Annotated in this window: 16 protein-coding genes; 8 read left to right on the top strand and 8 right to left on the bottom strand. The window is 73.0% G+C overall.

All coding sequences use genetic code 11. From position 1 onward, the window contains the following. Window positions 1–360 precede the first annotated feature (360 nt). From ACIRVF_RS22050 to ACIRVF_RS22035, 4 genes are all read right to left on the bottom strand, one after another. Window positions 361–1,035 carry a nucleoside/nucleotide kinase family protein gene (locus ACIRVF_RS22050; protein ID WP_402820192.1) on the bottom strand — a complete coding sequence of 225 codons (675 nt, stop codon included), beginning with the start codon at window positions 1,033–1,035 and terminating at the stop codon, window positions 361–363. A gap of 39 nt (window positions 1,036–1,074) precedes the next feature. Beyond that, a complete protein-coding gene (locus ACIRVF_RS22045; RefSeq protein ID WP_402820189.1) occupies window positions 1,075–2,055 on the bottom strand; it encodes an LD-carboxypeptidase in 981 nt (326 codons plus the stop codon). A 146-nt stretch (window positions 2,056–2,201) separates the two neighbouring features. After that, window positions 2,202–3,305 (bottom strand): tryptophan--tRNA ligase, encoded by a 1,104-nt coding sequence (gene trpS, locus ACIRVF_RS22040; RefSeq protein ID WP_402820186.1) that lies wholly within the window; start codon window positions 3,303–3,305, stop codon window positions 2,202–2,204. Between the two features lie 176 nt (window positions 3,306–3,481). Continuing rightward, window positions 3,482–5,098 carry an APC family permease gene (locus tag ACIRVF_RS22035; protein ID WP_402820183.1) on the bottom strand — a complete coding sequence of 539 codons (1,617 nt, stop codon included), beginning with the start codon at window positions 5,096–5,098 and terminating at the stop codon, window positions 3,482–3,484. A 291-nt stretch (window positions 5,099–5,389) separates the two neighbouring features. Here ACIRVF_RS22035 and ACIRVF_RS22030 point away from each other — a divergent pair, with 291 nt between their 5' ends. Further along, window positions 5,390–6,448: an ABC transporter substrate-binding protein gene (locus ACIRVF_RS22030; protein WP_402820256.1), complete on the top strand. Its 1,059-nt coding sequence runs from the start codon at window positions 5,390–5,392 to the stop codon at window positions 6,446–6,448. Between the two features lie 147 nt (window positions 6,449–6,595). After that, window positions 6,596–7,846, top strand: a complete 1,251-nt coding sequence (locus ACIRVF_RS22025) for a hypothetical protein (protein ID WP_402820180.1) — start codon at window positions 6,596–6,598, stop codon at window positions 7,844–7,846. 33 nt (window positions 7,847–7,879) lie between these two features. Here ACIRVF_RS22025 and ACIRVF_RS22020 read toward each other — a convergent pair whose 3' ends face one another. Further along, entirely contained in the window at window positions 7,880–8,404 is a 525-nt protein-coding gene (locus tag ACIRVF_RS22020; protein WP_402820178.1) for an NUDIX hydrolase, read from the bottom strand. A 134-nt stretch (window positions 8,405–8,538) separates the two neighbouring features. Here ACIRVF_RS22020 and ACIRVF_RS22015 point away from each other — a divergent pair, with 134 nt between their 5' ends. After that, a complete protein-coding gene (locus ACIRVF_RS22015) occupies window positions 8,539–9,552 on the top strand; it encodes an ATP-grasp domain-containing protein (protein WP_402820175.1) in 1,014 nt (337 codons plus the stop codon). Between the two features lie 105 nt (window positions 9,553–9,657). Here ACIRVF_RS22015 and ACIRVF_RS22010 read toward each other — a convergent pair whose 3' ends face one another. Together ACIRVF_RS22010 and ACIRVF_RS22005 are read right to left on the bottom strand one after the other, a co-directional pair. Continuing rightward, window positions 9,658–13,725: an ABC transporter transmembrane domain-containing protein gene (locus ACIRVF_RS22010; protein WP_402820172.1), complete on the bottom strand. Its 4,068-nt coding sequence runs from the start codon at window positions 13,723–13,725 to the stop codon at window positions 9,658–9,660. A gap of 414 nt (window positions 13,726–14,139) precedes the next feature. Then, window positions 14,140–14,814: a TetR/AcrR family transcriptional regulator gene (locus tag ACIRVF_RS22005; protein WP_402820170.1), complete on the bottom strand. Its 675-nt coding sequence runs from the start codon at window positions 14,812–14,814 to the stop codon at window positions 14,140–14,142. Between the two features lie 133 nt (window positions 14,815–14,947). Between ACIRVF_RS22005 and ACIRVF_RS22000 the strand changes: the two genes are divergently transcribed. The 4 genes from ACIRVF_RS22000 to ACIRVF_RS21985 all read left to right on the top strand — a co-directional run bounded on the left by ACIRVF_RS22000 (window position 14,948) and on the right by ACIRVF_RS21985 (window position 21,523). Next, window positions 14,948–16,660 carry a carboxyl transferase domain-containing protein gene (locus ACIRVF_RS22000; protein WP_402820167.1) on the top strand — a complete coding sequence of 571 codons (1,713 nt, stop codon included), beginning with the start codon at window positions 14,948–14,950 and terminating at the stop codon, window positions 16,658–16,660. Between the two features lie 199 nt (window positions 16,661–16,859). Beyond that, the gene (locus ACIRVF_RS21995; RefSeq protein WP_402820164.1) at window positions 16,860–19,145 is read left to right on the top strand and encodes a biotin carboxylase N-terminal domain-containing protein; all 2,286 of its coding nucleotides are present in this window, start codon (window positions 16,860–16,862) and stop codon (window positions 19,143–19,145) included. A gap of 77 nt (window positions 19,146–19,222) precedes the next feature. Further along, window positions 19,223–20,167 (top strand): hydroxymethylglutaryl-CoA lyase, encoded by a 945-nt coding sequence (locus tag ACIRVF_RS21990; protein ID WP_402820253.1) that lies wholly within the window; start codon window positions 19,223–19,225, stop codon window positions 20,165–20,167. A 165-nt stretch (window positions 20,168–20,332) separates the two neighbouring features. After that, entirely contained in the window at window positions 20,333–21,523 is a 1,191-nt protein-coding gene (locus tag ACIRVF_RS21985; RefSeq protein ID WP_380420718.1) for an acyl-CoA dehydrogenase family protein, read from the top strand. Window positions 21,524–21,608: 85 nt separating this feature from the next. Here the strand turns inward: ACIRVF_RS21985 and ACIRVF_RS21980 are convergent, their stop codons facing one another. Further along, complete coding sequence (locus ACIRVF_RS21980; protein WP_402820248.1) at window positions 21,609–22,085, bottom strand: universal stress protein; 477 nt, start codon at window positions 22,083–22,085, stop codon at window positions 21,609–21,611. Window positions 22,086–22,867: 782 nt separating this feature from the next. Between ACIRVF_RS21980 and ACIRVF_RS21975 the strand changes: the two genes are divergently transcribed. Next, the gene (locus ACIRVF_RS21975) at window positions 22,868–24,151 is read left to right on the top strand and encodes an HAD-IA family hydrolase (RefSeq protein ID WP_402820161.1); all 1,284 of its coding nucleotides are present in this window, start codon (window positions 22,868–22,870) and stop codon (window positions 24,149–24,151) included. Window positions 24,152–24,236 lie beyond the last annotated feature (85 nt).

The raw sequence follows: 24,236 nt of genomic DNA, 5'->3' as shown, positions 1-24,236 counted from the left end.
CAAGGAACGGACGCTTCCTTCGGACCGCCTTCCAGCGGGCCCTCCGGGCGCTTCGTTCTTTCGTGTTTCCAGCTTATCAGATGTTTTCCGCTCCGTTTTCCGGGGCTTCCTCATCCAACTCGCCGGTGTCTTCCGGTGCTTGACGCCCCGTCCGACGTTCCAAACTCTAGCCGATCCCCGCTCCGAAAAGCGAATCCAGCCGAGTCCGGCCGCAATCCGATAAAACGCACACGCCGAATAAGCACCGAGCCGGGACGCGAAAAGCGAAACAGCCGGTGAGAACCGGAAGTGGTGTTTCAGAGGATTGGCCGCCCCGGGACCGTCCGCGCCGATGCGTGTCCGGTGCTCCCTGCCGAGCGACTAGTAAACACTACCCCCCTGCGGCGCCTGAGGCAAACCGGTTCCGGGGACGGTCCGGGTGCAGAGCACCCGGCCCTGCTTCACGTACTCGCCGTTGGGGTGGTCGTTGGCGGTGACCCAGTGCAGGGCGGTGGCCTCGTCTCGGCCCCCGTCGCGGTGGCGGCGGAGCAGGCGTTCGTGGCGGACGGTGTCCTCGGTGTCGACGTACCAGAGTTCGCGCAGCAGTCGGCGGGCGTCCGGCCAGGGCGTCTCGTCGGAGGCGAGGTAGTTGCCCTCGGTGATGACCAGCCGGGTGTGCGGGCGGACGACGTGGCGGGCGGCGACCGGCTCGTCCAGGGTGCGGTCGAAGTCGGGGACGTAGATGTCCTGGAAGCGGTCGGCGGCGACCCGGCGCAGCAGGGCGACGTAGCCGTGGGCGTCGAAGGTGGCCGGGGCGCCCTTGCGGTGGGTCAGACCGAGACGGTCGAGCTGGGCGGCCGAGAGGTGGAAGCCGTCGAGGGGGAGGTAGGCGGCCGTGCCGGGGCCTTCGACGCGTTCGACCTCGGCGACGAGGTGGCGGGCCAGGGTGGACTTGCCGGCTCCGGGCGGGCCGGCAAGTCCGAGGATCGTACGGGCGTTGCTGCCCGGGCCGCGGAGGAGTCCGAGGGCAAGGGCGGTGAGGCGGTCCTCGTTCATGGCGGCACCCTACTCACTCGCCCCGGCCCGACGGCCGGCTCAGCCGACCCGAGGAGCCGGGGCGGGAGCGGGGACGAGGCCGGGCAGGTCCAGGGTGAGGGTGCCGGCGTCGGCGTCGAGCAGGGCCGGGACGCCGAGCGGAACGGTGAGGGTGGACGGGCAGTGCCCGAAGCCCAGCTCCCAGATCACGGGCACACCGAGCCCGCCGAGGCGGTCGAGCATCACGTCCCGGACCCGTTCCGGCCGGCCGCAGCCCTCCCAGGAGCCGAGGGCTATCCCGGCCACACCGTCGAGGGCGCCGGAGCGCAGGAACTGGGTGAGCAGGCGGTCGAGCTGGTACGGGTGCTCGTTCACGTCTTCGAGGATCAGGATGCTGCCCGCGAAGGAGGGACGGGCGGCGGGCGTGCCGCGCTCTGCGGCCAGGACGTGGACGCAGCCTCCGGCGGTGATCCCGTGGGCGCGGCCGGGAACGAGGGCGGTGGCGGTGGGCGAGGTGAGGACGGTGGTGGCGGCGGGCTCGAAGAGGGTCCGGCGCAGGTGTTCGGCGGTGGGGCCGTCGTCCACGAAGGACGAGCCGGAGGCCAGCGGGCCGTACAGGGTGGCGAGGCCCAGGCGCTGGGCGAAGGCCTCGTGGAGGGAGCTGACGTCGCTGAAGCCGATGAAGGGCTTGGGCCGGGCGGCACGCATCGCGGTCCAGTCGAGCAGGTCGACGATGCGGTGGACGCCGTAGCCGCCACGGGCGCATATGACGGCGTCGACGGTCGGGTCGAGCCAGGCGCCCTGGAGGTCGGCGGCGCGGTCGGCGTCGGTGCCGGCCAGGTAGCCGAGGGTGGGGTGGGTGTCGAGGACGTGCGGGGCAACGGTGACGCGCAGGCCCCAGGAGCGGAGGATCGCGCAGCCGGCGGTGAGGCGCTCGGGGTCGATCGGGCCGCTGGGGGCGACGACGGCGATGTGGTCGCCGGGGCGCAGCTGCGGCGGGCGGGTCAGTCCCTGGCCGGGCGTGGTGGGTTGCTGGTCCATGGACCGGGCCTTTCGGGGGAGGGGCGGGCGGCGGGCGGCCTCAGACTGTGGTCGAGGCCGCCCGGTGAACGATATGCCCGCGGGTCGACCGGCCGATGTCCCCGGGTGGGCGGACTCCAGGAGGGTCCGGGCGGGTTGAGCGCCCTTCAGATCGCGCCCATCACGTCCCGCACCTCGGCGAGGGTGGCGTCGGCGATGGCGTTGGCCCGCTCGGCACCGGCGCGCAGCACCTGCCGCAGGTGGCCGCGGTCGGCGGCGAGTTCTGCGCGCCGTGCGCGCAGTGGGCGGAAGTACTCGTTGACGGACTCGGTGACGGTGCGCTTGAGGGCGGCCGCACCGCCGTCGCCGATCTCCTCGGCGATCGCCTCCGGGGCGCGGTCCTGGCAGAGCGCGGCGAGCAGGACGAGGCCGGAGACCTCGGGGCGGCCGGTCGGGTCGTAGGTGATGCGGCGGTCGGCGTCGGTCTTGGCGCCGCGGATCACCCGTGCGGTCTCGTCGTCGTCGGCTCCGAGGGCCACGGCGTTGCCGCGGCTCTTGCTCATCTTTCCGCCGTCGGTACCGAGCAGCATTGGGGCGTCGGAGAGCAGCGCCCGGGGACGGGGGAAGACGCCGCTGCCGTCGGCGTGCGGGTAGCGCTCGTTGAAGCGGCGGGCGACGGTGCGGGCGACCTCCAGGTGGGGCAGCTGGTCCTGGCCGACCGGGACGAGGTCGGCCTTGCAGAAGAGGATGTCGGCGGCCTGGTGCACGGGGTAGGTGAACATCAGTCCGTTGACGGCGGCCTGGCTGGAGTGGGCGATCTCGTCCTTGACGGTGGGGTTGCGGCTCAGTTCGGCGACGCTGACGAGGCTGAGGAAGGGCAGCAGCAGTTGGTTGAGGGCGGGGACAGCACTGTGCGCGAAGATCGTGGCCCGCTCGGGGTCGAGGCCGGCCGCGAGGTAGTCCAGGACCAGGTTCTCGGTGTGTTCGGCGAGCCGGTCGGCGAGGTCGCGGTCGGTGATGACCTGGTAGTCGGCGACCAGGACGAACATCTCGACGCCGTGGTCCTGGAGCCGGACCCGGTTCTGCAGGGTGCCGAAGTAGTGGCCGAGGTGGAGCGGTCCGGTGGGGCGGTCGCCGGTGAGGACGCGGTGGGCGCCCGGGTCGGTGCCCAGGTCGGCTGCCGTCAGGACGGCAGCGGCGGTCGGTTCGTCGGGGGCGGTCGGTTCGTCGGTGGTCGGTTTGACGGCGGTGGCGTGGGCGGTGACGGTCATCGGGTTTCTCCCTCGGTACGGCGGTGGTGGCGGCCGTCCGGGGCGCGGGCCCGTCCCGTGGGGAAACGCAACAGGGCCGTCCATCCCGGACGGCCCTGGTCAGGCAGGTGTGGTGGCCGTCCTAGGACGGCCACCAGCACAGGCCCACGAAGCGCTTCATGGCTCCAACGATAGCGTCAGTCCTCCATCACCAGGGCGGGGGTTTCCTTGCGCAGCGTCTCACCGCGGAAGAACTCCGGCCGTACCAGGCCGTACCAGGTCATCAGTCCGGCGCCGAGCAGCAGGATGCCGACGCCGATCACGAACACCGAGCCGATGCCGAACACCGCGCCGCTGCCGTAGTCGGGGGACCAGGCGTCGGTGAGGGTCTGCAGGAAGACGGCGCTCAGCAGGAGGCCGCCGGACAGCGGGGCGGCGCCCTTGAGCAGCAGATCGCGCAGGCTGCCGCGGAGCGAGCGGCGGAAGTACCAGACGCAGGAGAAGGCGGTCAGCGCGTAGTAGAAGCAGATCATCAGACCGAGCGCCAGGATGGTGTCCTGAACCACGTTCTCGCTGATCAGGCTCATGCCGACGTAGAAGACGGCAGTCGCCAGACCGGCCGCGACGGTGGCGTAGCCGGGTGTGCGGAAGCGCGGGTGGACGGCACCGAAGCGCGGCGGCACCGCGCGGTAGGCGCTCATCGCGAGCAGGGTGCGGGCGACCGGGATGAAGGTGGTCTGCAGGCTCGCGGCGGCGCTGGCGACGACGGCCAGGAAGAGCAGGACGCTCCACGGCGAGCCGAGCACCGGGCGGGCGAGCGCGGCGAAGACGTTGTCGGCGGTCGCCGGGTTGCCGAGGCCATTGCCGCTGCTGCCGACGCCGGCGAACATCTGGGCGGCGATCGCGACCAGCAGGTACGAGCCGACCAGGGTGACCATGGAGATCATCGCGGCCCGGCCCGGGGTCTTGGCGCTGCCGAGGGTCTCCTCGTTCATGGTGAGGCAGGTGTCCCACCCCCAGTACATGAAGATCGACAGCGACAGCCCGGCGGTGAACGCGCTGAACGAGCTGACATGGAGCGGGTCGAGCCAGGAGAGGGAGAAGCCGATCGAGTCGGGCAGGTCACCCGCGGCGGCCTTGCCGACGGCGATGGCCGAGAAGAGCAGCAACACCGCCAGCTGGAGGCCGACCAGGCCGTACTGGAACCACTTGGTGGCCGTCATCCCCCGATAGCTCATCGCGGTGGCGCCGGCGATCAGCAGGACGACGGTGAGCAGGTGGACGGCCTTGTTCTGGTCGAGCTCGCCGACCCAGCCGCTGCCGGTCACCTCACCGAGCATCAGGTAGAGGAAGTCCGTGGCCACCCCGGCCAGGTTGGAGAGCACGATGATGGTCGCGACGGTCAGTCCCCAGCCGGCCATCCAGCCGACCCGGGGGCCGAAGGCCTTGACCGTCCAGGTGAAGGACGTCCCGCAGTCGGGGAAGTCCCTGTTCAGCTCCTTGTAGGCGAACGCCACGAGCAGCATCGGCAGGAAGCCCGCCAGGAACACCGCCGGCATCTGGACACCGACCGCGGTGACCGTCGGTCCGAGCGTCGCCGTCAGGCAGTAGACCGGGGCGACCGTGGAGACGCCCAGCACCACGCTGCCCAGCAGGCCGACCGAGTTTCCCCGTAGGCCCTTGTCCCCCGCTCCCCCAGCCGCCCCCGGATCGGGAACGCCACCACTGGTGCCACTGACCGGGGCACCCTGCGGAGCGCCGGGCGCCGTTGCCCGGTCGCTGCTTGTGTGCTCTGAGAGCTGCTGATCAAACACCAGCGCACTCTAAGACGGATACAGAAGGTTGAATAGACCAACTCTTGGTGATTTTGTGCACTGGAGATAACTTTTGCACCCTTTGGCGATCACCCCTGCCCGGATGGCCCGATGACAGGCGAGATAGGTTTGCCTCACCTAACCTTGACTTCCGGCGCCGATCCCCTCGGTCGTCGGTCCCGACTCGTGAAGGAGCGTCGCGTGGCCCCCGACTCCGACGGCCAGACCCCCACCGCCCGCGCTGCTGCCAACGCCGGCCACGCCGGCCGCCGCCGCTTCCTCACGGCCGGCGTGGCCGGCGCCGCCGTGCTCGGGCTGGGCGGACTGCTCACCGCCTGCGGCAGCTCCGGAGGAGGCGGGAACGGAGGCGGAGGCGGTGGCGGTACGGGCGGCAGCGGCTCGAAGCCGGGTGGCGGCTCCTCCCCCGACCAGAAGTCGGTCAAGCAGGGCGGCGACGACTACGCCACCGTGATCGAGAAGATGAAGGGCTTCGGCACCGACGCCGCCCCCGGTGTCTACCCGCGCACCGTCAGGCACGCCATGGGCGAGACCGCCATCCCCGCCAGGCCCACCCGGGTCGTGGTGCTGGACACCGGCGAGCTCGACAACGTCGTCTCGCTCGGCATCCAGCCGGTCGGCGTCGTCCACACCGACGCCTCCAGGTCCCTGCCCTCCTATCTCAGGGACAAGGCGGGCAGCCCGGCCGCCGTCGGCACCATCAGCAGCCTCAATCTGGAGGCGGTCGCCGCGCTCAAGCCCGACCTGATCCTCGGCAGCCAACTGCGCGCCCAGGACCAGTACGCCCAGCTGTCGAAGATCGCGCCGACCGTCTTCTCACTGCGGCCCGGCTACCCCTGGAAGCAGAACTTCCTGCTCAACGCCAGCCCCTTCGGCCTGCAGGCCGAGGCCAAGGCGCAGCTGGACGCGTACCAGGCGGCCGCCGCCGCCATCGGCGCCGGGCTCGGCGACAAGCGGCCCACCATCACGCCGCTGCGCTTCATGCCCGGCCGGACCAGGCTCTACGCCGAGCTGTCCTTCATCGGCACCGTCCTCACCGACGTGCCGCTGCCGCAACCGAAGATCGAACAGGTCAAGGAACTCGCGGTGGAGGTCAGTCCGGAGCAGATCGACAAGGCGGACGCCGACTGGATCTTCTACGGCGTGTACGGCAGCCCCAGTTCGACCAGCCAGGACGCGGTGCTCGGCGGGGCGCTCTGGAAGACGCTCGGTGCGGTCAAGTCCGGTCAGGCCCGGCCGGTTTCGGACGAGACCTGGTTCCTGGGGCTCGGCGTCACGGCGGCCAACTCGGTACTCGCCGACCTCAAGGGCTTCGTGGCACCCAGGAGTTGAGCCGACGCGCCGGTCGGGGGATCCGTCGGCCTCCGTGGCGGGCGTGGTGAACCGACCGTACTCGCGGGCACACGCCCGGGAATGGCGCTTGGAGCTGGTCGCGCGGTGCGGGAGGATCATCGGGACCATCCCCCGAAGGGCCCGCCGATGACCTCGCTCCACCCCAGCTCCACCGACCCCGCCGTGCCCGGCCCGTCCGACCCGGTCGCTTCGGCGGGGTCGGCCTTGACAGTCGACCCGTCCGACCCGTCCGACCCGTCCGACCCGGTGGCTCCAGGGACGCCGATCTGCTCGATCGCGGTGGTGACCGAGGGCGGCCCGGCCGGACCGGCCGGTGCACCCGCCCGCCAGGACACGGTGCCGCAGCCGCGCACCCCGGAGGACGTCGAGGCGCAGCTCCGCCGTGCTCCGGCGGACGGCGGTGCGACGGCGCACGGCAGTGTGGCGGTGCACAGCAGTGTGGCGGTGGACCGGCTCCGGGCGGCGTTCGCCGACCGGCTGCGGGCCGCGCGCGCCGAAGGGCGCTCGCTCGCCGAGCTGGCCGCGGCGTGCCGCCGGTCGGTGGAGGAGGTACGGGCGCTGCTCGGTGAGCCTGGGGAGGAGGACGGGGACGGCGCCGCCGGTGCCCTCCTCGACGGGGGCGGGCCGGGGTTCGTCCGGCTCCAGCAGGCGGTGGCGTCCGAGGGCAACCGGCCTGCGCCGGTGCCGCGTTCGGCGAGCGAGTCGTCTCGTCAACCGCAGCACGAATCGGCGCGCGAATCGGCGCGCGAGGGGGTGCGGGGCCTGAGCTCGCGGCGCCCGTCCCCCTCCCGTCGACTGCGCCGGATGCACCCCCGGGCCGAGCGGACCGGGCAGGGGGCGGCCGCACGGGAGACGGCCGCCGCCGACCTGACCGGGGCGGAGGCGCGCGGTGCGGGGCGCTCGGGTGAACCGGCCGGTGCAACGCGGGAGGTCGCCGACCACACGCTTCCCGCGGCCGGTGCGGAGGCATGGACGGATGCGGACGCCTGGGCCCTGGTGGTCGGCGGGGCCGAGGAGCCCCGGGCCGTCCCGCCGCTCGGCATCCTGATCGGCGGGAGCCCGGTCCAGCCGGAGGCCGTCGGCCGCCCGGAGGAGCGGACGCCGGTCCGGGTGGCGGCGGAGCCGGTCCGGGTCGGGCGCGGGACCAGCCTGGTGGTGCTGCCGTCCTGGCGTCCCGCCATCGCCGTCTCGGTGTCGACCGAGCAGCTGGTCGAAGAGACCGGCCTCACCGTCGAGCAGCTGACCGGCGCCCGGCTGACGGTACGGATGAACCCGTGGGCCCTGCACGACCGGGAGTTGGACCTGCACGGCTGGGAGCCCGGCCCGACCGGTACGGCCGCCCCGACCGGGCGGCCACGGCGCGCCGGACGAGGCTAGGGCCCGGCGCGCCGTGGCCCGGCGCCCGGCCCGTCAGGGCGAGTTCGGGATGTAGCCGAGGTCGACGGGCACCGGCGGGCGTCCGTCGACCGCCCAGCCCGTGCGGACCGTGTCCAGCAACTCCGGGAGACTGGGCGGCCAGAGCGCGTCGGCGTTCCCGTCGGCGAGGTCGGCCGGGGTCCACCAGCGCCAGTCGAGGATCCGGTCCTCGGCGTGCACCGCGCTGACGTCGCCGACCGGACCGCGGTGCGGTCCGGTGGTCAGGTAGATGTGCTCGTGCTGGCGGACCGGGGTCCCGTGCCAGGTGAAGTCGTGTTCCCAGGTGCACAGCAGGGGGCCGGGTTCGAGGTCGGTCCAGCCGGTCTCCTCCCACAGTTCGCGCCTGGCACCGAGCTGAGGGGTCTCGCCCGGCTCCAGCCCGCCACCGGGCATGGTCCAGTGGACGCCGACCTCGTCGTTGTCCGAACGGAGCAGGAACACCGAGCCGTTCCGGTCCAGGACCACCGTACGGGCGGCCCGGCGGGGAACTCGTTTGCGCGGTCGCAGCAGTCTTCGCATCGGGACACTCTGGCAGCGCCCGACCGGGGCGTCGACCGGATTCCCGGCCCGGGCCCCGACTTGAGCCGCTTCCGGGCCCCCGGCCTGCGTCGATCCGCAGTCGCGGGCGGCCCGCTACCCGTACCCTGACCGCCATGCCCGTACCCTCGCTCCTCTTCCCCACAGATCCGCTCAACCCCCGTCGACCCGATCCGCACTTCGCCTGGGAAGCCAGGCTGGTACGGGAGTTGGGCGGCGAACTCGTCCTGGCCGACCACGACGCGCTGCTCGCCGGGCGCGCCGAGGAGGCGGTCCGGCGGGTGCCCCTGGGCACCGGACCGCTCTGGTACCGGGGCTGGATGCTCCCCTCCGTCCGGTACGCCGAGTTCGCCACCGCGCTCACCGCCCGCGGCGGCAACCTGCTGACCAGCCCGCCCGGTTACGCGGCGGCGCACGAACTGCCCGGCTGGTACGGGGTGTTCGAGGGAGCCACCCCTCCCAGTGTCTGGATCCCGACCGCCGGGGCGGTGCCGCCCACGCGGGCGGAACTGGCGGAGGCCGTGGCCCGGCTCGGCGGGAGCGGGCCGGCGATCGTCAAGGACTACGTGAAGTCGCGCAAGCACGAGTGGCACGAGGCCTGTTACGTACCCGAGTTGGCCGACCTGGCGGCCGTCGGCCGGGTGGTCGGGCGGTTCGTCGAGCTGCAGGGCGAGTTCCTGGCCGGCGGGGTGGTACTGCGCCGGTACGAGGAGTTCGCGCGGGCGGACGGTCCTGACGGTCCTGGCGGTCCCGACGGGCCTGACGGGCCTGACGGGCCTGATGAGGAGCGCGGCGATGCCGTGGCCGGCGTGGGCGAAGTGGCCGGCGTGGGCGGCGCAGGTGTCGTGGGCGGCGAGCGGCGGGCGGTGGAGGCACGGGTGTGGTGGCTGGACGGCCGGCCGGTCCTGGTCGGGCCGCACCCGGACGCCCCGCACGTCCACGTCGAGCCCGACCTCACCGAGGTGTCCGCGCTGGTACGAAGACTCGGCTGCCGCTTCGTCACCACGGACCTCGCCAGCCGGGCCGACGGGTCCGGCTGGCGGGTGGTGGAGGTCGGGGACGGCCAGGTGAGTGACCTGCCGCGCGGCATCGACGCCTCGGGGCTGCTGGCCTCGTTGATCGCCGCCTGACGGAGCGGCGCGGCGACCCGGCGGGTCGGCGGGGTCCGGCGGGCGGTCCGTCGTTCGACGCTCCGCCCGCCGGCCCGGCGGACCCTGCCCGGCAGCGGCCGGGGGCTACCCGGCGGCGACCGTCTCGGCCGGTGCGGGGTGGCCGTCCGCGATGAACGCCTGCCAGAGCCGGGTGTACGTACCGCCCAGGGCGAGCAGATCGGTGTGGGTACCGTCCTCGACCACCCGGCCGTGGTCCAGCACGACCACCCGGTCGGCGCGTTCGGCGGTGGTCAGACGGTGGGCGATGACCAGGGTGGTGCGACCGCCGCTGAGCCGGTCGGCGGCCTGGTTGACCGCGGCCTCGGTGGCCAGGTCGAGCGCCGCGGTGGCCTCGTCCAGCAGCAGGATGTCCGGGTCGACCAGTTCGGCCCGGGCCAGTGCGATCAGCTGGCGCTGGCCCGCCGAAAGGTTTCGCCCACGGCCCGCGACCTCGTGGTCGTACCCGCCCGACAGCCGGACGATCATGTCGTGCGCCCCGACCGCCCGGGCCGCTGCCTCCACCTCGGCCGCCGAGGCGTCCGGCCGGCCGTAAGCGATCGCATCGCGGACCGTGCCCGCGAACAGGTACGCCTCCTGGGGCACCACACCGAGGCGGTGGCGGTACTGGGCCAGGTCGTAGCGGGTGAGGTCCACGCCGTCCACCCGGACGGTGCCCTCGGTGGCGTCGTAGAACCGGGCGACCAGCTTGACCAGCGTCGACTTGCCCGCGCCGGTCTCACCGACCAGCGCCACCGTCTGACCGGCGGGTATCCGCAGGTCGATGCCGCTCAGCACGTCCGGGGCACCGTCCGCACCGCCGTTGTAGGCGAAGCCGACGCCCTCGAAGCTGATCTCTCCGCGCAGCGCCCCGGTCACCGGGACCGGCTCGGCCGCCTCCGCGGTGGTGGTCGGGGTGCGCAGCAGTTCGCGGATCCGGCCGAGGCCGACCGAGGCCTGCTGGTAGCCGTCGAACACCTGGGAGAGCTGGTTCACCGGGGCGAAGAACAGGTCGATGTAGAGCAGGTACGCAACCAGCGCGCCGACCGTCAGCGTTCCCGCGTCGACCCGGGAGGCGCCGACGATCAGCACCAGTGCGGCCGCCACGCTGGAGAGGAACTGGACGAACGGGAAGTACAGCGAGATGTAGAGCTGGGCGCGGACCCGGGCCTCGCGGTAGGCGATCCCGCGCGCCACGAAGCGGTCGGTGTTGGTGTCCAGACGGCGGAAGGCCTGGACGATCCGCATGCCGGCCACGTTCTCCTGCAGGTCGGCGTTGACCGTGCTGATCAGGTCCCGGGAGCGTTCGTACTGGTCCTTGGACTTCTTCCGGAACACCAGGGTCGCGATCACCAGCAGCGGCAGCACGGCGAAGACCACCAGCGCCAGGCCGGCGTCGATGATCAGCAGGGCCACGAAGATTCCGGCGAAGGTCAGCAGGCTGACCACGGCGGTGACCATGCCGGTCTGCAGGAAGGAGGTCAGCGAGTCCAGGTCGGTGGTCATCCGGGTCATGATCCGGCCGGTCAGCTCGCGCTCGTAGTAGTCCAGACCGAGCCGGTTGAGGTGGGCGAAGATCTTGAGCCGGAGGGTGTACAGCACGCGCTCACCGGTACGGCCGCTGACCCGGTTCTCGGCGCTCTGCACCAGCCAGTCCAGCAGGACGACGACCAGCGCGGCGATCGATGCCACCGCGACGCCGGACATCAGGCCCTTGCGGACGCCCTCGTCGATGCCGTGCCGGATCAGCACCGGAAGCACCAGCCCGGCGCCCGCGTCCAGGGTGACCAGCAGGAGGGCGATCAGCAGCGGGACGCGGAAGGGGCGCAGCAGCCGGCCGAGGCTGAAGTCGGGGTCACCGGCCTCGGCCTCGGCGCGGGGCACGGCGGGGGCGTCGGTGGCCGGCGGGAGGTCGGCGACCTTGGCCAGCAGGTCGGGGTCGGCGGTGCGGGCCGCCTTGGCGAGGGCGGGGGTGGGGAGCTCGGGGGTGCGCTGCCCGGGCTGTCCGTCCCGGACGGGCTCGTCGCCCGGCACGGGCTGGTCGCCTTGCGCGGACTGTTGAGCGGGTTGGGGCTCGGATTGCGGCGCGGATTGGGGCGCGGGCTGCGGCGCGGGCTGTTCGGCCGGCGGACTCTGCGGCTCGGAGGTCCGGCCGGCCTCGGGGTCGGTGATCAGGGCCCGGTACTGGGGACATCGGGCTTCGAGTTCCTCGTGCGTGCCGAGGTCCAGCAGCCGGCCGCGGTCCAGGACGGCGATCCGGTCGGCGAGCTGGAGGGTCGAGCGGCGGTGGGCGATCAGCAGGGTGGTGCGGCCGGTCATCACGGAGCGCAGCGCGTCGTGGATCTCCGCCTCCACCTGCGGGTCGACGGCCGAGGTGGCGTCGTCCAGGAGCAGGATCCGGGGGTCGGTGAGGATCGCCCGGGCCAGGGCGATGCGCTGGCGCTGACCGCCGGACAGGGTCAGGCCCTGCTCGCCGACCTTCGTCTCGTAACCGTCCGGCAGCGCGCGGACGAACTCGTCGGCCTGGGCGGCGCGCGCGGCGGCGACGATCTGCTCGTCGGTGGCGTCCGGACGGCCGTAGGCGATGTTGGTGCGGACCGACTCGGAGAAGAGGAAGCTCTCCTCGGGAACGATGCCGACCGCCGCGCGGACCGAGTCCAGGGTGAGGTCGCGCAGGTCGTGGCCGTAGAGGCGGACGGTGCCGGCCGCCGGGTCGTAGAAGCGTGGCACCAGCTGGGCCACCGTCGACTTTCCGGAGCCGGACGCGCCGACGAGAGCGAGGGTTTCGCCCGGGGCCAGCTTCAGGCTGAGGCCGTGCAGGACCGGGGCGGGGTGCTCGGGGTCGTAGCGGAACTCGACCTGGTCAAACTCCAGGGCGACGTCGGGGGTGCGAGGACCGGTCGAGCCGCCGCTCGGGGCGTCGGCGAAGGCGCTGCCGTCCTGGGTGAGGTCCAGGCTGAGGGCGTCCGGACGCTCCTGGACCAGCGGGCGCTCGTCGATCAGTTGCAGCACGCGCTCGACGCCCGCCCGGGCCTGCTGGCCGACCGTGATCACCATGGTCAGCATTCGCACCGGACCGGTCATCTGGGCGACGTAGGTGGAGAAGGCGACGAAGGTCCCGAGCGAGACCCGCCCGTCGACGGCCAGCCAGCCGCCGAAGGCCAGCACAGCGACCTGGGCGAGGGCCGGGATCGCCTGCATCGCCGGGTTGTAGCGGGCGTTCAGGCGTATCGACCGGAGCCGGGCGGCGAACAGGTTGTGGGAGGCCCGCTCCAGCTTGTCCTGCTCCTGCGCCTCCTGGCCGAAGCCCTTGACCACCCGGACGCCGCCGATCGCACCGTCCACCACGCCCGCGACAGCGGCGGCCTCCTGTTGGGCGGCCCAGGTGGCCGGGAACAGGCGCTTGCGGCTGAGCACGCTGACCCACCACAGCGCCGGGGCCATGACCAGGGCGATCAGGGTCAACGGCGCGGACAGCCAGACCATCACGCCGATCGACATCACGAACATCAGCAGGTAGCCGGTCATCATCGGCAGCATCGAGAGCAGGCCGTTGATCAACTGGAGGTCGGAGGTCGCACGCCCGACCACCTGCCCGGTGTCCAGGCGGTCCTGGCGGTGGCCGTCCAGTCGGCCGAGCGAGCGGAACAGGTCGCTGCGCATGTCGTGCTGGACGTCGAGGGCGAGCCGGCCGCCGTAGTAGCGACGGACCTGGGTGCTGCCGAAGACCACGACGGCGGCGAGCAGCAGCACCACGGCCCACGGGGTCAGCGAGCGGGTGTGGGCGACGATGACATCGTCGATGATCAGCTTGGTGACCAGCGGCACCAGCGCGGTGACGGCCATGCCGAGCAACGAGGCGCCGAAGGCGAGCAGCAGGCTGCGGCGGGACCGCCAGCTGTAGCCGATCAGGCGGCGCAGCCAGCCGTCGGCCTCGGCCTTCTCGGCCGGCTCCGCTCTCGTCGTCTGCTCCGCTCTCGCGGCCGGCTTCGCGTTCTCGCTCGGCTTCGCGTTCTCGTTCTGCTTCGCGTTCTCGTTCTGCTCGGGGCGCGCGTCAGTGGCCTGCGGGCTCTCGCCGGGGCCCTCCGGGTCGGGGCCGGGGGCCGGTGAGCCGCTCGGGGATTGCTCCACCATGGATCCGTGAGTCTCGGGCATATTTAGGGATGCTAACCATTTCGTCGGGTGGCCGCCATGGCTTTTCCGGCCGCCCGAGGCGGTCGGGGCTGGTTCCGGGGCGGCCCGGATCGTCCGGTCCGGCGGATGGGGCAACAGCCTGCCGCCTGCGGTGATTCCCAGTCGAACACAGCTACGACTCGGCGGCCCGCCCTGTCTCCAAGGGTCGCCGAACACTCGCCGCCTGCCCAACGGCCCGGGGGCGGGCCGACGCCGTCCTTTTGGCCTAGGGCCGCCGACGGGCCGGGCCGGTGCACTCGGGGCGTCCACGGCGATCGGAGCACTCCCCGCGATCGGGGCACTCCCCGCGGTCGGGGCACTCCCAGCGCTCGGGGCACTCCCAGCGCTCGGGGCACTCCCAGTGATCGGAGCGCCCGACACCCACGGCGATCGACCTCAGGCGGAGTCCGCAGCGGCCGGGCCGGTGGCCGCGGACTCGGTGGCCGCGGAGTCGGCGGCCGCCGCGAAGGCGCCGTGGGCGAGGGTGTGCAGCAGCGCGGCCATGCCGTCGCGCTGAAGTCCGGAGCGCTCACCGTGGGCCGGGTTCGGGCCGAGGCTGTGCGGGGTCGAGTTGATCAGGCCGAAGACCGCGTGCACGGCAGCCCGAGCCATCGGCTCGGCCGCGGGGGCGGCGAGCGACGGGTGGGCCTGCCGGACCACGTCCACCCACAGCTCCACGTAGCCGCGCTGGAGCCGGCGGACCGTGCGCCGGTCCTCCTCCTTGAGGTTCAGCAGTTCGCGGTCGTGCAGGGTGATCAGGTCGCGGTCGTTCAGGGCGAAGTCGACGTGACCGCTGATCAGCGCGTCCAGCGCGGCGGCCGGACCGTCACCGCCGCCCGCCCGGCGGCGCCCCTCCTCCAGCAGACGCTCACTGATACCGATCAGCAGGTCGGCCAGCATCGCGTCCTTGCCGGCGAAATGGCGATAGAGGCCGGGGCCGCTGATCCCGACGGCCTTGCCGATCTCGTCCACGCCCACACCGAGGAAGCCCCGGGCGGCGAACAGTCGCGCGGCCTCCCGGCGGATCTGGTCACGGCGTGGGAGCGCGGAGGCTGCGGGGACGTTCGGCATGCTGCCCATCGTAGACAGTCGGGTTATCGGCCGTTAACCTGGCCGCGTAAGTTAACGTTAATTAACGTGGGCATCACGGGCGAACCGCACTCGGCCCGCCCACCTGCTGCCGAGGGCAAGGGAGCTCTTGGGAATGGTCATCTCAACCACCGGCGCACCCACCGGCGCCCGGCTCAACGCAGTGACCGGCACGGCGACGGCACCCGGTGCCGCAGCGCCGGCAGCGGCCGCTCCGGCGCCCAGGCTCGGCACCTCCGCCGACCCGGGCTCGGCGGCCTACCGGGCCAACACCGAAGCGCACCAGGCGCTGGTCGCCGAACTGCGCGCCAAGCTCGACGCCGCCGCCCTCGGCGGGGGCGCCAAGGCTCGCGCCCGGCACACGTCGCGCGGCAAGCTCCTCCCCCGCGACCGGGTGGACACCCTGCTCGACCCGGCCTCGCCGTTCCTGGAGCTGGCCCCGCTGGCCGCCGACGGGATGTACGACGGGGCGGCGCCCGCGGCCGGGGTGATCGCCGGCATCGGCCGGGTCGCCGGACGCGAGGTGGTGGTGGTCGCCAACGACGCCACCGTCAAGGGCGGCACCTACTACCCGATGACGGTGAAGAAGCACCTGCGCGCCCAGGAGGTCGCGCTGGAGAACCGCCTCCCCTGCATCTACCTGGTGGACTCCGGCGGCGCCTTCCTCCCGATGCAGGACGAGGTCTTCCCGGACCGCGACCACTTCGGCCGGATCTTCTACAACCAGGCCCGGCTCTCGGCCGCGGGCATCCCGCAGATCGCCGCCGTGCTGGGCTCCTGCACGGCCGGCGGCGCGTACGTCCCGGCGATGAGCGACCAGGCGGTGATCGTCCGCAACCAGGGCACGATCTTCCTGGGCGGGCCGCCGCTGGTGAAGGCCGCCACCGGCGAGGTGGTCACCGCCGAGGAACTGGGCGGCGGCGAGCTGCACTCCCGCACCTCGGGTGTGACGGACCACCTGGCCGAGGACGACGCCCACGCCCTCTCCATCGTCCGCACCATCGTGTCCGAGCTCGGCCCGCGCGCGGCCAAGCCGTGGCCGCTCACCCCGGTCGAGCCGCCGACCGTCGACCCGGCCGGCCTGTACGGCGCCGTCCCGGTCGACCCGCGCACGCCCTACGACGTGCGCGAGGTGATCGCCCGGCTGGTCGACGGCAGCCGCTTCGCCGAGTTCAAGGCCGAGTACGGCGCGACCCTGGTCACCGGCTTCGCCCGGATCCACGGCCACCCCGTCGGCATCGTCGCCAACAACGGCGTGCTGTTCTCCGAGTCGGCCGTCAAGGGCGCCCACTTCATCGAGTTGTGCGACCAGCGCGGCATCCCCCTCCTCTTCCTGCAGAACATCACCGGTTTCATGGTCGGTCGGCAGTACGAGGCGGGCGGCATCGCCAAGCACGGCGCCAAGATGGTCAACGCCGTCGCCTGCACCCGGGTCCCGAAGCTGACCGTGGTGATCGGCGGCTCGTACGGAGCCGGCAACTACTCGATGTGCGGCCGGGCCTACTCACCTCGCTTCCTGTGGATGTGGCCGGGCGCCAAGATCTCCGTGATGGGCGGCGAGCAGGCGGCCTCCGTACTGGCCACCGTCCGCCGCGACCAGCTGGAGGCGCACGGCGAGGAGTGGCCGACCGAGGCGGAGGAGGAGTTCAAGCGCCCGGTCCGCGAGCAGTACGAGCGGCAGGGCAACGCCTACTACGCCACCGCACGGCTCTGGGACGACGGCGTGATCGACCCGATGGACACCCGCACCGTCGTCGGTCTCGCCCTCACCGCCTGTGCCAACGCCCCGCTGGCACCGCCCGCTCCGTACGGCGTCTTCCGCATGTGACGCCGCACGCCGGTCGTTGCCGACCGTCACCAGCTCCGCCCCGAGACAGCTCCGGCGCGACCCCGCTCCGTGACCCCTTTCTTCCGGGTGTGACTCCCGGGGTGCCGGTCCGAGGACCGGCACCCCGACCGCCCACCGCCACCGCCTTCTGGCGGCTCCCCTTTCTTACGGCTCCCCTCGACCCGGAGGAACGCCTCCCATGTTCGACACAGTTCTGGTCGCCAACCGCGGCGAGATCGCGCTGCGGGTGATCCGCACCCTGCGGCGGCTCGGTGTCCGCTCGGTCGCCGTGTTCAGCGACGCGGACGCCGACGCACCCCACGTCCGCGAGGCCGACGTGGCGGTCCGCCTCGGCCCGGCCGACCGCAGCGACAACTCGGCGGCCGAGACCTACCTGCGCACCGACCAGATCCTCGCCGCCGCCCGGCGCACCGGCGCCCAGGCCGTCCACCCCGGCTACGGCTTCCTCGCCGAGAACCCCGGCTTCGCCCGCGCCTGCGCCGACGCGGGCCTCGTCTTCATCGGACCACCTCCCGGTGCCGTCGAGCTGATGGGTGACAAGATCAACGCCAAGGAAGCCGTACGGGCCGCCGGCGTCCCGGTGGTCCCCGGCAGCCAGGCCACCGCGCCCACCGACGAGGAACTCGTCGCCGCCGCCGACGAGATCGGTTACCCCGTCCTGCTCAAGCCCTCCGCCGGTGGCGGCGGCAAGGGCATGCGCCTGGTGCGGGACCCCGCCGACCTGCCCACCGAGATCGGCGCCGCCCGCCGCGTCGCCCGGACCGCCTTCGGCGACGACACCCTGCTGCTGGAGCGCTGGGTCGACCGGCCGCGCCACATCGAGGTGCAGGTGCTCGCCGACGCCCACGGCACCACCGTCCACCTCGGCGAGCGCGAGTGCAGCCTCCAACGCCGCCACCAGAAACTGATCGAAGAGGCTCCCTCCGTTCTCCTCAATGCCGAGACCCGCGCCGCGATGGGCGCCGCGGCCGTCCGCGCCGCGGAGTCCTGCGGCTACACCGGGGCCGGCACCGTTGAGTTCATCGTCCCCGGCATCGACCCGGACGCCCCCGCCGCCGCTTCCGAGGGGGTGCGGGACTTCTTCTTCATGGAGATGAACACCCGCCTCCAGGTCGAACACCCCGTCACCGAACTCGCCGTCGCCGTCGGTCCGGAGGCGGCCCGACTGGACCTGGTCGAGTGGCAGCTGCGCGTCGCCGCGGGCGAGCCGCTCACCTTCACCCAGTCCGACATCTCCTTCCTGGGCCACGCCATCGAGGCCCGCATCTGTGCCGAGGACCCGGAACGGGACTTCCTGCCCACCGGCGGTCGCATCCTCACCCTGGACGAGCCCCGGGGCGAGGGCATCCGCGTCGATTCCGGGGTCGCCCCCGGAACCGTCGTCACCAGCGCCTACGACCCCATGCTCGCCAAGGTCATCGCGTACGGGCCCGACCGCCCGACCGCGCTGCGCCGGCTCCGCGCCGCGCTGGCGGACACCCGCATCCTGGGCGTCACCACCAACACCGGCTTCCTGCGCCGACTGCTCGCCCACCCCGACGTCGTCGCCGGCCGACTGGACACCGGCCTGGTGGAACAGACGGCCCAGCAGCAGCCGGCCCTGCTCGTCGCGCCCCACTCCCCGTCGAACGCGGCAGCATCGAACGCGGCACCGTCGCCGGCGCCCGCCACGGCCGGTGCCACGGACTCCGCGACACCCGTTGACGGGACGGAAGCCCCGACGACCGAACCCCCGTCACCGGCCCACCTCCTCTACTACGCGGCCGCGCTGGCACGGCACCTGGAACTCACTCCGGCCGCCGAGCCCGGCGGCTGGACCGACCCGTTCTCCTCCCCCTCCGGCTGGCGCCTTGGCGGCACCCCCGCCTGGACCACCCACCGACTCCGTACCCCCGGCCAGGATCCGGTCTCGGTGCGCATCCGTCCGATCACTGCGGGCAACGTAACCGAGGGCACTGACAATTCCCCCGAACCCACCCGCGAGGTGGAGCTCCGGCTCGACGCCGGCCCCGTGCACCGGGCTCGTGCGACCCTGGCGGCGGACCGGCTGCACCTGACCGTCGACGGCCTGCGGACCGCCTTCGCGCTGGCCACCGACGCCGCCCCCGGCCACGCGGCCGGTCCGGTGACCTGGCTCGGCATCGAGGGCGACGCCTGGCCGATGCACGCCTACGACCCGGTGGTCGAGAGCGCCGCCGGGGCCGCGGCCCACCACGGAGCCCTGACCGCCCCGATGCCGGGCACGGTCACGGTCGTCAAGACCACGGCGGGCGAGGCGGTCCGCAAGGGCCAGCCCCTGCTCGTGCTGGAGGCCATGAAGATGGAACACGTGATCGCCGCGCCGCACGACGGCGTGGTGGCCGAGCTGCGGACCACCGCCGGCGCCACCGTCGCGATGGAGGACCTGCTCGTCGTGGTCACCCCGGCCGCGGAGGCCGCCGAGCCCGCGGAGGTGCGGTCGTGACGTCCCAGGAGAGCACCGCCCCGACCACCGGCGCCCAGGAGGGCACCGTCCGCGAGCCCGACGCCCTCGACCTCGGGCTGCCCGCCCCGGTCCGCGCCCCCGGCCTCCCGGAGGAGGTCCGGATCCACGAGGTCGGGCCGCGCGACGGCCTGCAGAACGAAGGCGCCCTGGTGCCCGTCGAGGTCAAGGCCGAGTTCATCGGCCGGCTCGCCGCCGTCGGCCTGCGGACCGTCGAGGCGACCAGCTTCGTTCATCCGAAATGGGTACCCCAGCTCGCCGACGCCGAGGAGCTGATGCCCCGGCTCGCCGACCTGCCGGAACGCCACGCCGGGCTGCGGTTGCCGGTGCTGGTGCCCAACGAGCGCGGCCTCGACCGCGCGCTCGCCCACCACGCCACCGACATCGCGGTGTTCGCCAGCGCCACCGAGACCTTCGCCCGGCGCAACCTCAACCGCTCGGCGGACGAGGCCATGGAGATGTTCCGCCCGGTCGTCACCCGTGCCGCCGAGGCCGGGGTCGCGGTGCGCGGCTACCTGTCGATGTGCTTCGGCGACCCCTGGGAGGGGCCCGTGCCGGTCGACCAGGTGGTCCGGTACGGCGTCCAGCTGCTGGAGATGGGCTGTGCCGAGCTGAGCCTCGGCGACACCATCGGCGTGGCCACCCCCGGCCAGGTCGGCGACCTGCTGGCCGGCTTCGCCCGGGCCGGCGTGCCGGTCGGCAGGCTCGCCGTGCACTTCCACGACACCTACGGCCAGGCACTCAGCAACACCCTGGCGGCGCTGCGCGAGGGCGTCACCACGGTGGACGCCTCGGCGGGTGGCCTGGGCGGCTGCCCGTACGCGAAGAGCGCCACCGGAAACCTGGCCACCGAGGACCTGGTGTGGATGCTGCACGGGCTCGGCATCCGGACCGGCGTGGACCTGCGCGCACTGGTCGCGACCAGCGGCTGGATGGCCGAGCGCCTCGGCCGCCCCAGCCCCTCCCGCACCGTCCAGGCGCTGCTCGGCGCCCCAAGGGGCTGACCGGCTCCGCCCCGACCCACCGGCGTCGGCCGCCCGTTCGGTCCGGTCGGCGCCGCGCACCGCGTTCATCCGTCAACCACACCGTGCGACCGTCACACCCTCGGACGGACGCCGGTCATCCCGTTCATGCCCGCGGCCACCCCGGCCGGGCACCAGGAGGATCAGATGCTCGACCACCGGCTCAGCAGCGAGTACGAGGAACTGCGGCGCACCGTCGCCGAGTTCGCCCAGGACGTGGTGGCGCCGAAGATCGGCGAGTTCTACGAGCGGGAGGAGTTCCCGTACGAGATCGTCAGCGAGATGGGGCGGATGGGCCTGTTCGGCCTGCCCTTCCCGGAGGAGTACGGCGGCATGGGCGGCGACTACTTCGCCCTCGGCCTCGCCCTGGAGGAACTCGCCCGTGTGGACTCCTCGGTGGCGATCACCCTGGAGGCCGCCGTCTCGCTCGGCGCGATGCCGATCTACCGGTTCGGCACGGAGGAGCAGAAGCGGGAGTGGCTGCCCCGGCTGACCTCCGGCGAACTCCTCGGCGCCTTCGGTCTCACCGAGCCGGAGGGCGGCTCGGACGCCGGCGCCACCCGCACCACCGCGCGCTACGACGAGACCACCGACGAGTGGGTCATCAACGGGACGAAGTGCTTCATCACCAACTCGGGCACCGACATCACCGGACTGGTCACCGTCACCGCGCTCACCGAACCGATCGCTCGTTCGAGTGAAGAGGGCGAATTCCGCTCGCCCGTGCGGGAGATCTCGTCCATCATCGTGCCCACCGGGACCCCGGGGTTCCAGGTCTCGAAGAAGTACTCGAAGGTCGGGTGGAACGCATCCGACACCCGCGAACTGTCCTTTACCGACTGCCGCGTTCCCGCGGCCAACCTGCTGGGCGAGCGTGGCCGAGGCTACGCCCAGTTCCTGCGGATCCTCGACGAGGGCCGCATCGCGATCGCGGCCCTGGCCACCGGCCTGGCCCAGGGCTGCGTCGACGAGTCCGTCAAGTACGCCGGCACCCGGCGGGCCTTCGGCCGCCCGATCGGTGCCAACCAGGCCATCCAGTTCAAGCTTGCCGACATGGAGCTGCGCGCCCACACCTCCCGCCTGGCCTGGCGGGACGCCGCTTCCCGGCTGCTGCACGGCGAACCGTTCAAGAAGGAGGCCGCGATCGCGAAGCTGTACTCGTCCGAGGCCGCCGTCGACAACGCCCGCGAGGCGACCCAGATCCACGGCGGGTACGGCTTCATGAACGAATTCCCGGTCGCCCGTTTCTGGCGCGACTGCAAGATTCTCGAAATCGGGGAGGGCACGTCCGAAGTCCAGCGCATGCTCATCGCCCGGGAGCTCGGCGTAACGTCGTGACGATCACTTCCTGACGGTCACCTCCTGAGCCGGGCCCACCGGGCCAACTCACCGGCCCGCGGCCGAGGTTGCGGAGCGGAGACCCTCAAGGGATCACGATCACCGGGCGGTTGGCCCGTCGCGCCAGCCGCCCGGAGACCGAGCCGAAGATCTTGCCGAGCAGGCCGTGCGTCGTGCCGACGACGATCGCGTCGGCGGCGTACTCACGGCCGACCTCCTCGATCTCGTGGCAGATGTCACCGCCGCGCTCGATCAGGATCCACGGCACCCCCGCGAGGAAGTCCGCGCAGGCGAGTTCCAGTCCGAGGACCTCCGTCCGGTGGTCCGGGAGGTCGACGAAAACAGGAGGTTCGCAGCCCGCCCAGACCGTGGCGGGGAGCCGGTTGGCGACGTGCACGATCACCAGGCCGCACTGCGACCGGCGGGCCATGCCGACCGCGTAGGCGAGGGCGCGCTCGCTCGACAGCGAGCCGTCGAAGCCGACCACGACGCCGTGCTGGAACACCGGGTCGAGGGAGCGCCCGGGCGTCTCCTCCGCCGACGACTCGGTGTGCCCGCCGATCGAGCCGGCGTCCGTGTCCGGACGCTCGGCACCGGGGCCGGGACGGCCGCCCGTCACCGGAGGCTCCGCGGGGCCGGCCTGGTGCCCGTCACGCCGCTGGCGGGGCCCTGGGCGGTCGCGCCGGGAGAGGCTGCCGCGGCGGAGGCCGCGCAGAGCACGCGCGAAGTCACCGGCTCTGGGGTTCGTGCGGGCGCCATCTCCCTCGGGCCCTGGGCCCGCGTTGCCGGACGCATCCGGTTCGACCGGTCGGGAGGACTCAAAACCAGCCATGGCTCACGGCTCTTCGAGGGAGAGGGGCCGACAGGAGAGGACAACGCTGCCCGGGCAGCAGGCCCGCCCACGGGATGACGTCGGTCTGCGCCGCGCAGCACCGTATGTGACCTGTTCCTTTCAGAGTACGACGGGCGCGGAGCCCAGCCCAGCGGCGAAGCCCCGGAGCGACGTTGTTCCCGCGAAAGGGGGATGCGCACGCCGTGGCAGTGCGCCCTGTCCGCAGGCAGTCGCGCCCCCTCCAGAACGGAGGTTCTAAGGAGCTTGACTGAGCGGACCGGGTGGCGCAACAGGCCCACGGGACACCGTGACCGGACTGTCATGGATCGGCGACGATCCGTTGCGGGACGTCGCGAACCGTCACGCCCCGCGAGCCCCGACCTGCACTTCCGTCCCTCCGGTCCCACGCCGCCGATCCTTCGTCGGGGCCCTTTCAGCCACTTCGCGCGGCTTCGCGACGCGCTCTGGCATTTGCCAGGTGCATAGGCGTGGCCGCTGGCACCATGCTCGGCATGCCCCTGCTCCTGTTCGACCTCGACAACACGCTGCTTCCCCGGGACGCCGCCTTCCGGGCCTGGGCGCAGGACTTCCTGTCCGAACACCACCTACCGCCCGGCGACCTCGACTGGTTCGTCACCCTTGACGGCGGCGGCTACGTGCCGCGCAGCACCGTACTGTCCGCCGTCCGGCGCCGCTACGGTCTGGACGCGTCGGTCGACTTCCTGCTGGCGCACTTCCGACGCGGCATCAACTCCCACATCCACTGCCCGCCCCGCCACATCGAGGCGCTGCGGACGGCGCGGGCGGCCGGGTGGACCCTCGGGATCGTCTCCAACGGCGGCACCCGACCGCAGTTGGAGAAGATCCGGCGCACCGGGCTGGGGCCACTGGTCGACGGCTGGGTGATCTCGGAAGAGGCCGACTGCGTCAAGCCGGACCCGCTGATCTTCGAGATTGCCGCCCAGCGGTGCGGCATCCGACCGGTCGGGGACTGGGCGGCGCACACCTGGATGGTCGGGGACCACGCGCCCGCCGACATCGCCGGGGCCGAACTGACCGGGCTGCACAGCGTCTGGCTCCACCACGGCCGGCCGTGGGCGGAGAGCGGCTACCGGCCGACGCTGAAGGCTGCCGGCCTGCCGGAGGCCGTCGGCCTGGTGCTGGCCGCGCGCAACGCGCCGTCGGCCCGCCCCGGCGTCCGGCCGGGGGCCCTTCCGACGGTCCTCCCGGGAACCGTGACGGCGGTCCGGTCAGGGGCGCTCCCGGCGGTCCGCCCAGCGGTCCGCGCGGGCGGAACAGGTCGGCCACAGGCGACGGGGGCACCGGTGCGCGCGGCGGCGCCGCTCGGCGCGCGGTCCGGCGTACGTCCGGCGGCGGCCGCCCCGGAGAGCCCGAATGCGCCCGTTGCTCTGAATGCGGGGACGGCGGCCGCCTCGGCATCCGGAGCGGGGTTCGGTGTCCGAAACCGATCAGGCGAGTTTGCCGCGATCGCCGACGGCCTCCCGGCCGCAGGGGCGCGCAGGGAACCGGGGGCCGGGGCGGGCGGCGACCTGCGCACGGGCGACGCGGCGGGCCCGGGGACGGGCCCGGGCGTGAACGGCGGACCGGCGGTCGCGCCGGCGCCGCCAAGGCCCTTGCGAACAGCGGCCGGTGGGGCCGGCAGGGCCGGTGGCGCTGACGGGATCGACGGGGCCGGTCCTGCCAGGACCGTCTTCGTCACGGCACCGAGTACCGGCACGCCCCTCGCCGGGACACCCCTCCCCGCGACACCGCTCGCCGCAGCGGCCGCCCAGTAGCGTCCGGGCCGCCCGGGCCTCGGCGGGCCCCCCGGGCGGCCCGCGGCGCACGGCCTGCAGCCCGCGGCCCGGGCACGTCTCCGCT

It is taken from the genome of Kitasatospora sp. NPDC101157 (assembly GCF_044768255.1).
GTDB lineage: Bacteria > Actinomycetota > Actinomycetes > Streptomycetales > Streptomycetaceae > Kitasatospora.
This window is presented reverse-complemented; position numbering and strand designations above follow the sequence as displayed.

What these genes read in the sequence shown, in the direction of transcription:
- ACIRVF_RS22050 (WP_402820192.1), bottom strand. Translation starts at nt 1,035, where the DNA reads ATGAACGAGGACCGCCTCACCGCCCTTGCCCTCGGACTCCTCCGCGGC.
- ACIRVF_RS22045 (WP_402820189.1), bottom strand. Translation starts at nt 2,055, where the DNA reads ATGGACCAGCAACCCACCACGCCCGGCCAGGGACTGACCCGCCCGCCG.
- trpS (WP_402820186.1), bottom strand. Translation starts at nt 3,305, where the DNA reads ATGACCGTCACCGCCCACGCCACCGCCGTCAAACCGACCACCGACGAA.
- ACIRVF_RS22025 (WP_402820180.1), top strand. Translation starts at nt 6,596, where the DNA reads ATGACCTCGCTCCACCCCAGCTCCACCGACCCCGCCGTGCCCGGCCCG.
- ACIRVF_RS22020 (WP_402820178.1), bottom strand. Translation starts at nt 8,404, where the DNA reads ATGCGAAGACTGCTGCGACCGCGCAAACGAGTTCCCCGCCGGGCCGCC.
- ACIRVF_RS22015 (WP_402820175.1), top strand. Translation starts at nt 8,539, where the DNA reads ATGCCCGTACCCTCGCTCCTCTTCCCCACAGATCCGCTCAACCCCCGT.
- ACIRVF_RS22010 (WP_402820172.1), bottom strand. Translation starts at nt 13,725, where the DNA reads ATGCCCGAGACTCACGGATCCATGGTGGAGCAATCCCCGAGCGGCTCA.
- ACIRVF_RS22005 (WP_402820170.1), bottom strand. Translation starts at nt 14,814, where the DNA reads ATGCCGAACGTCCCCGCAGCCTCCGCGCTCCCACGCCGTGACCAGATC.
- ACIRVF_RS22000 (WP_402820167.1), top strand. Translation starts at nt 14,948, where the DNA reads ATGGTCATCTCAACCACCGGCGCACCCACCGGCGCCCGGCTCAACGCA.
- ACIRVF_RS21995 (WP_402820164.1), top strand. Translation starts at nt 16,860, where the DNA reads ATGTTCGACACAGTTCTGGTCGCCAACCGCGGCGAGATCGCGCTGCGG.
- ACIRVF_RS21985 (WP_380420718.1), top strand. Translation starts at nt 20,333, where the DNA reads ATGCTCGACCACCGGCTCAGCAGCGAGTACGAGGAACTGCGGCGCACC.
- ACIRVF_RS21975 (WP_402820161.1), top strand. Translation starts at nt 22,868, where the DNA reads ATGCCCCTGCTCCTGTTCGACCTCGACAACACGCTGCTTCCCCGGGAC.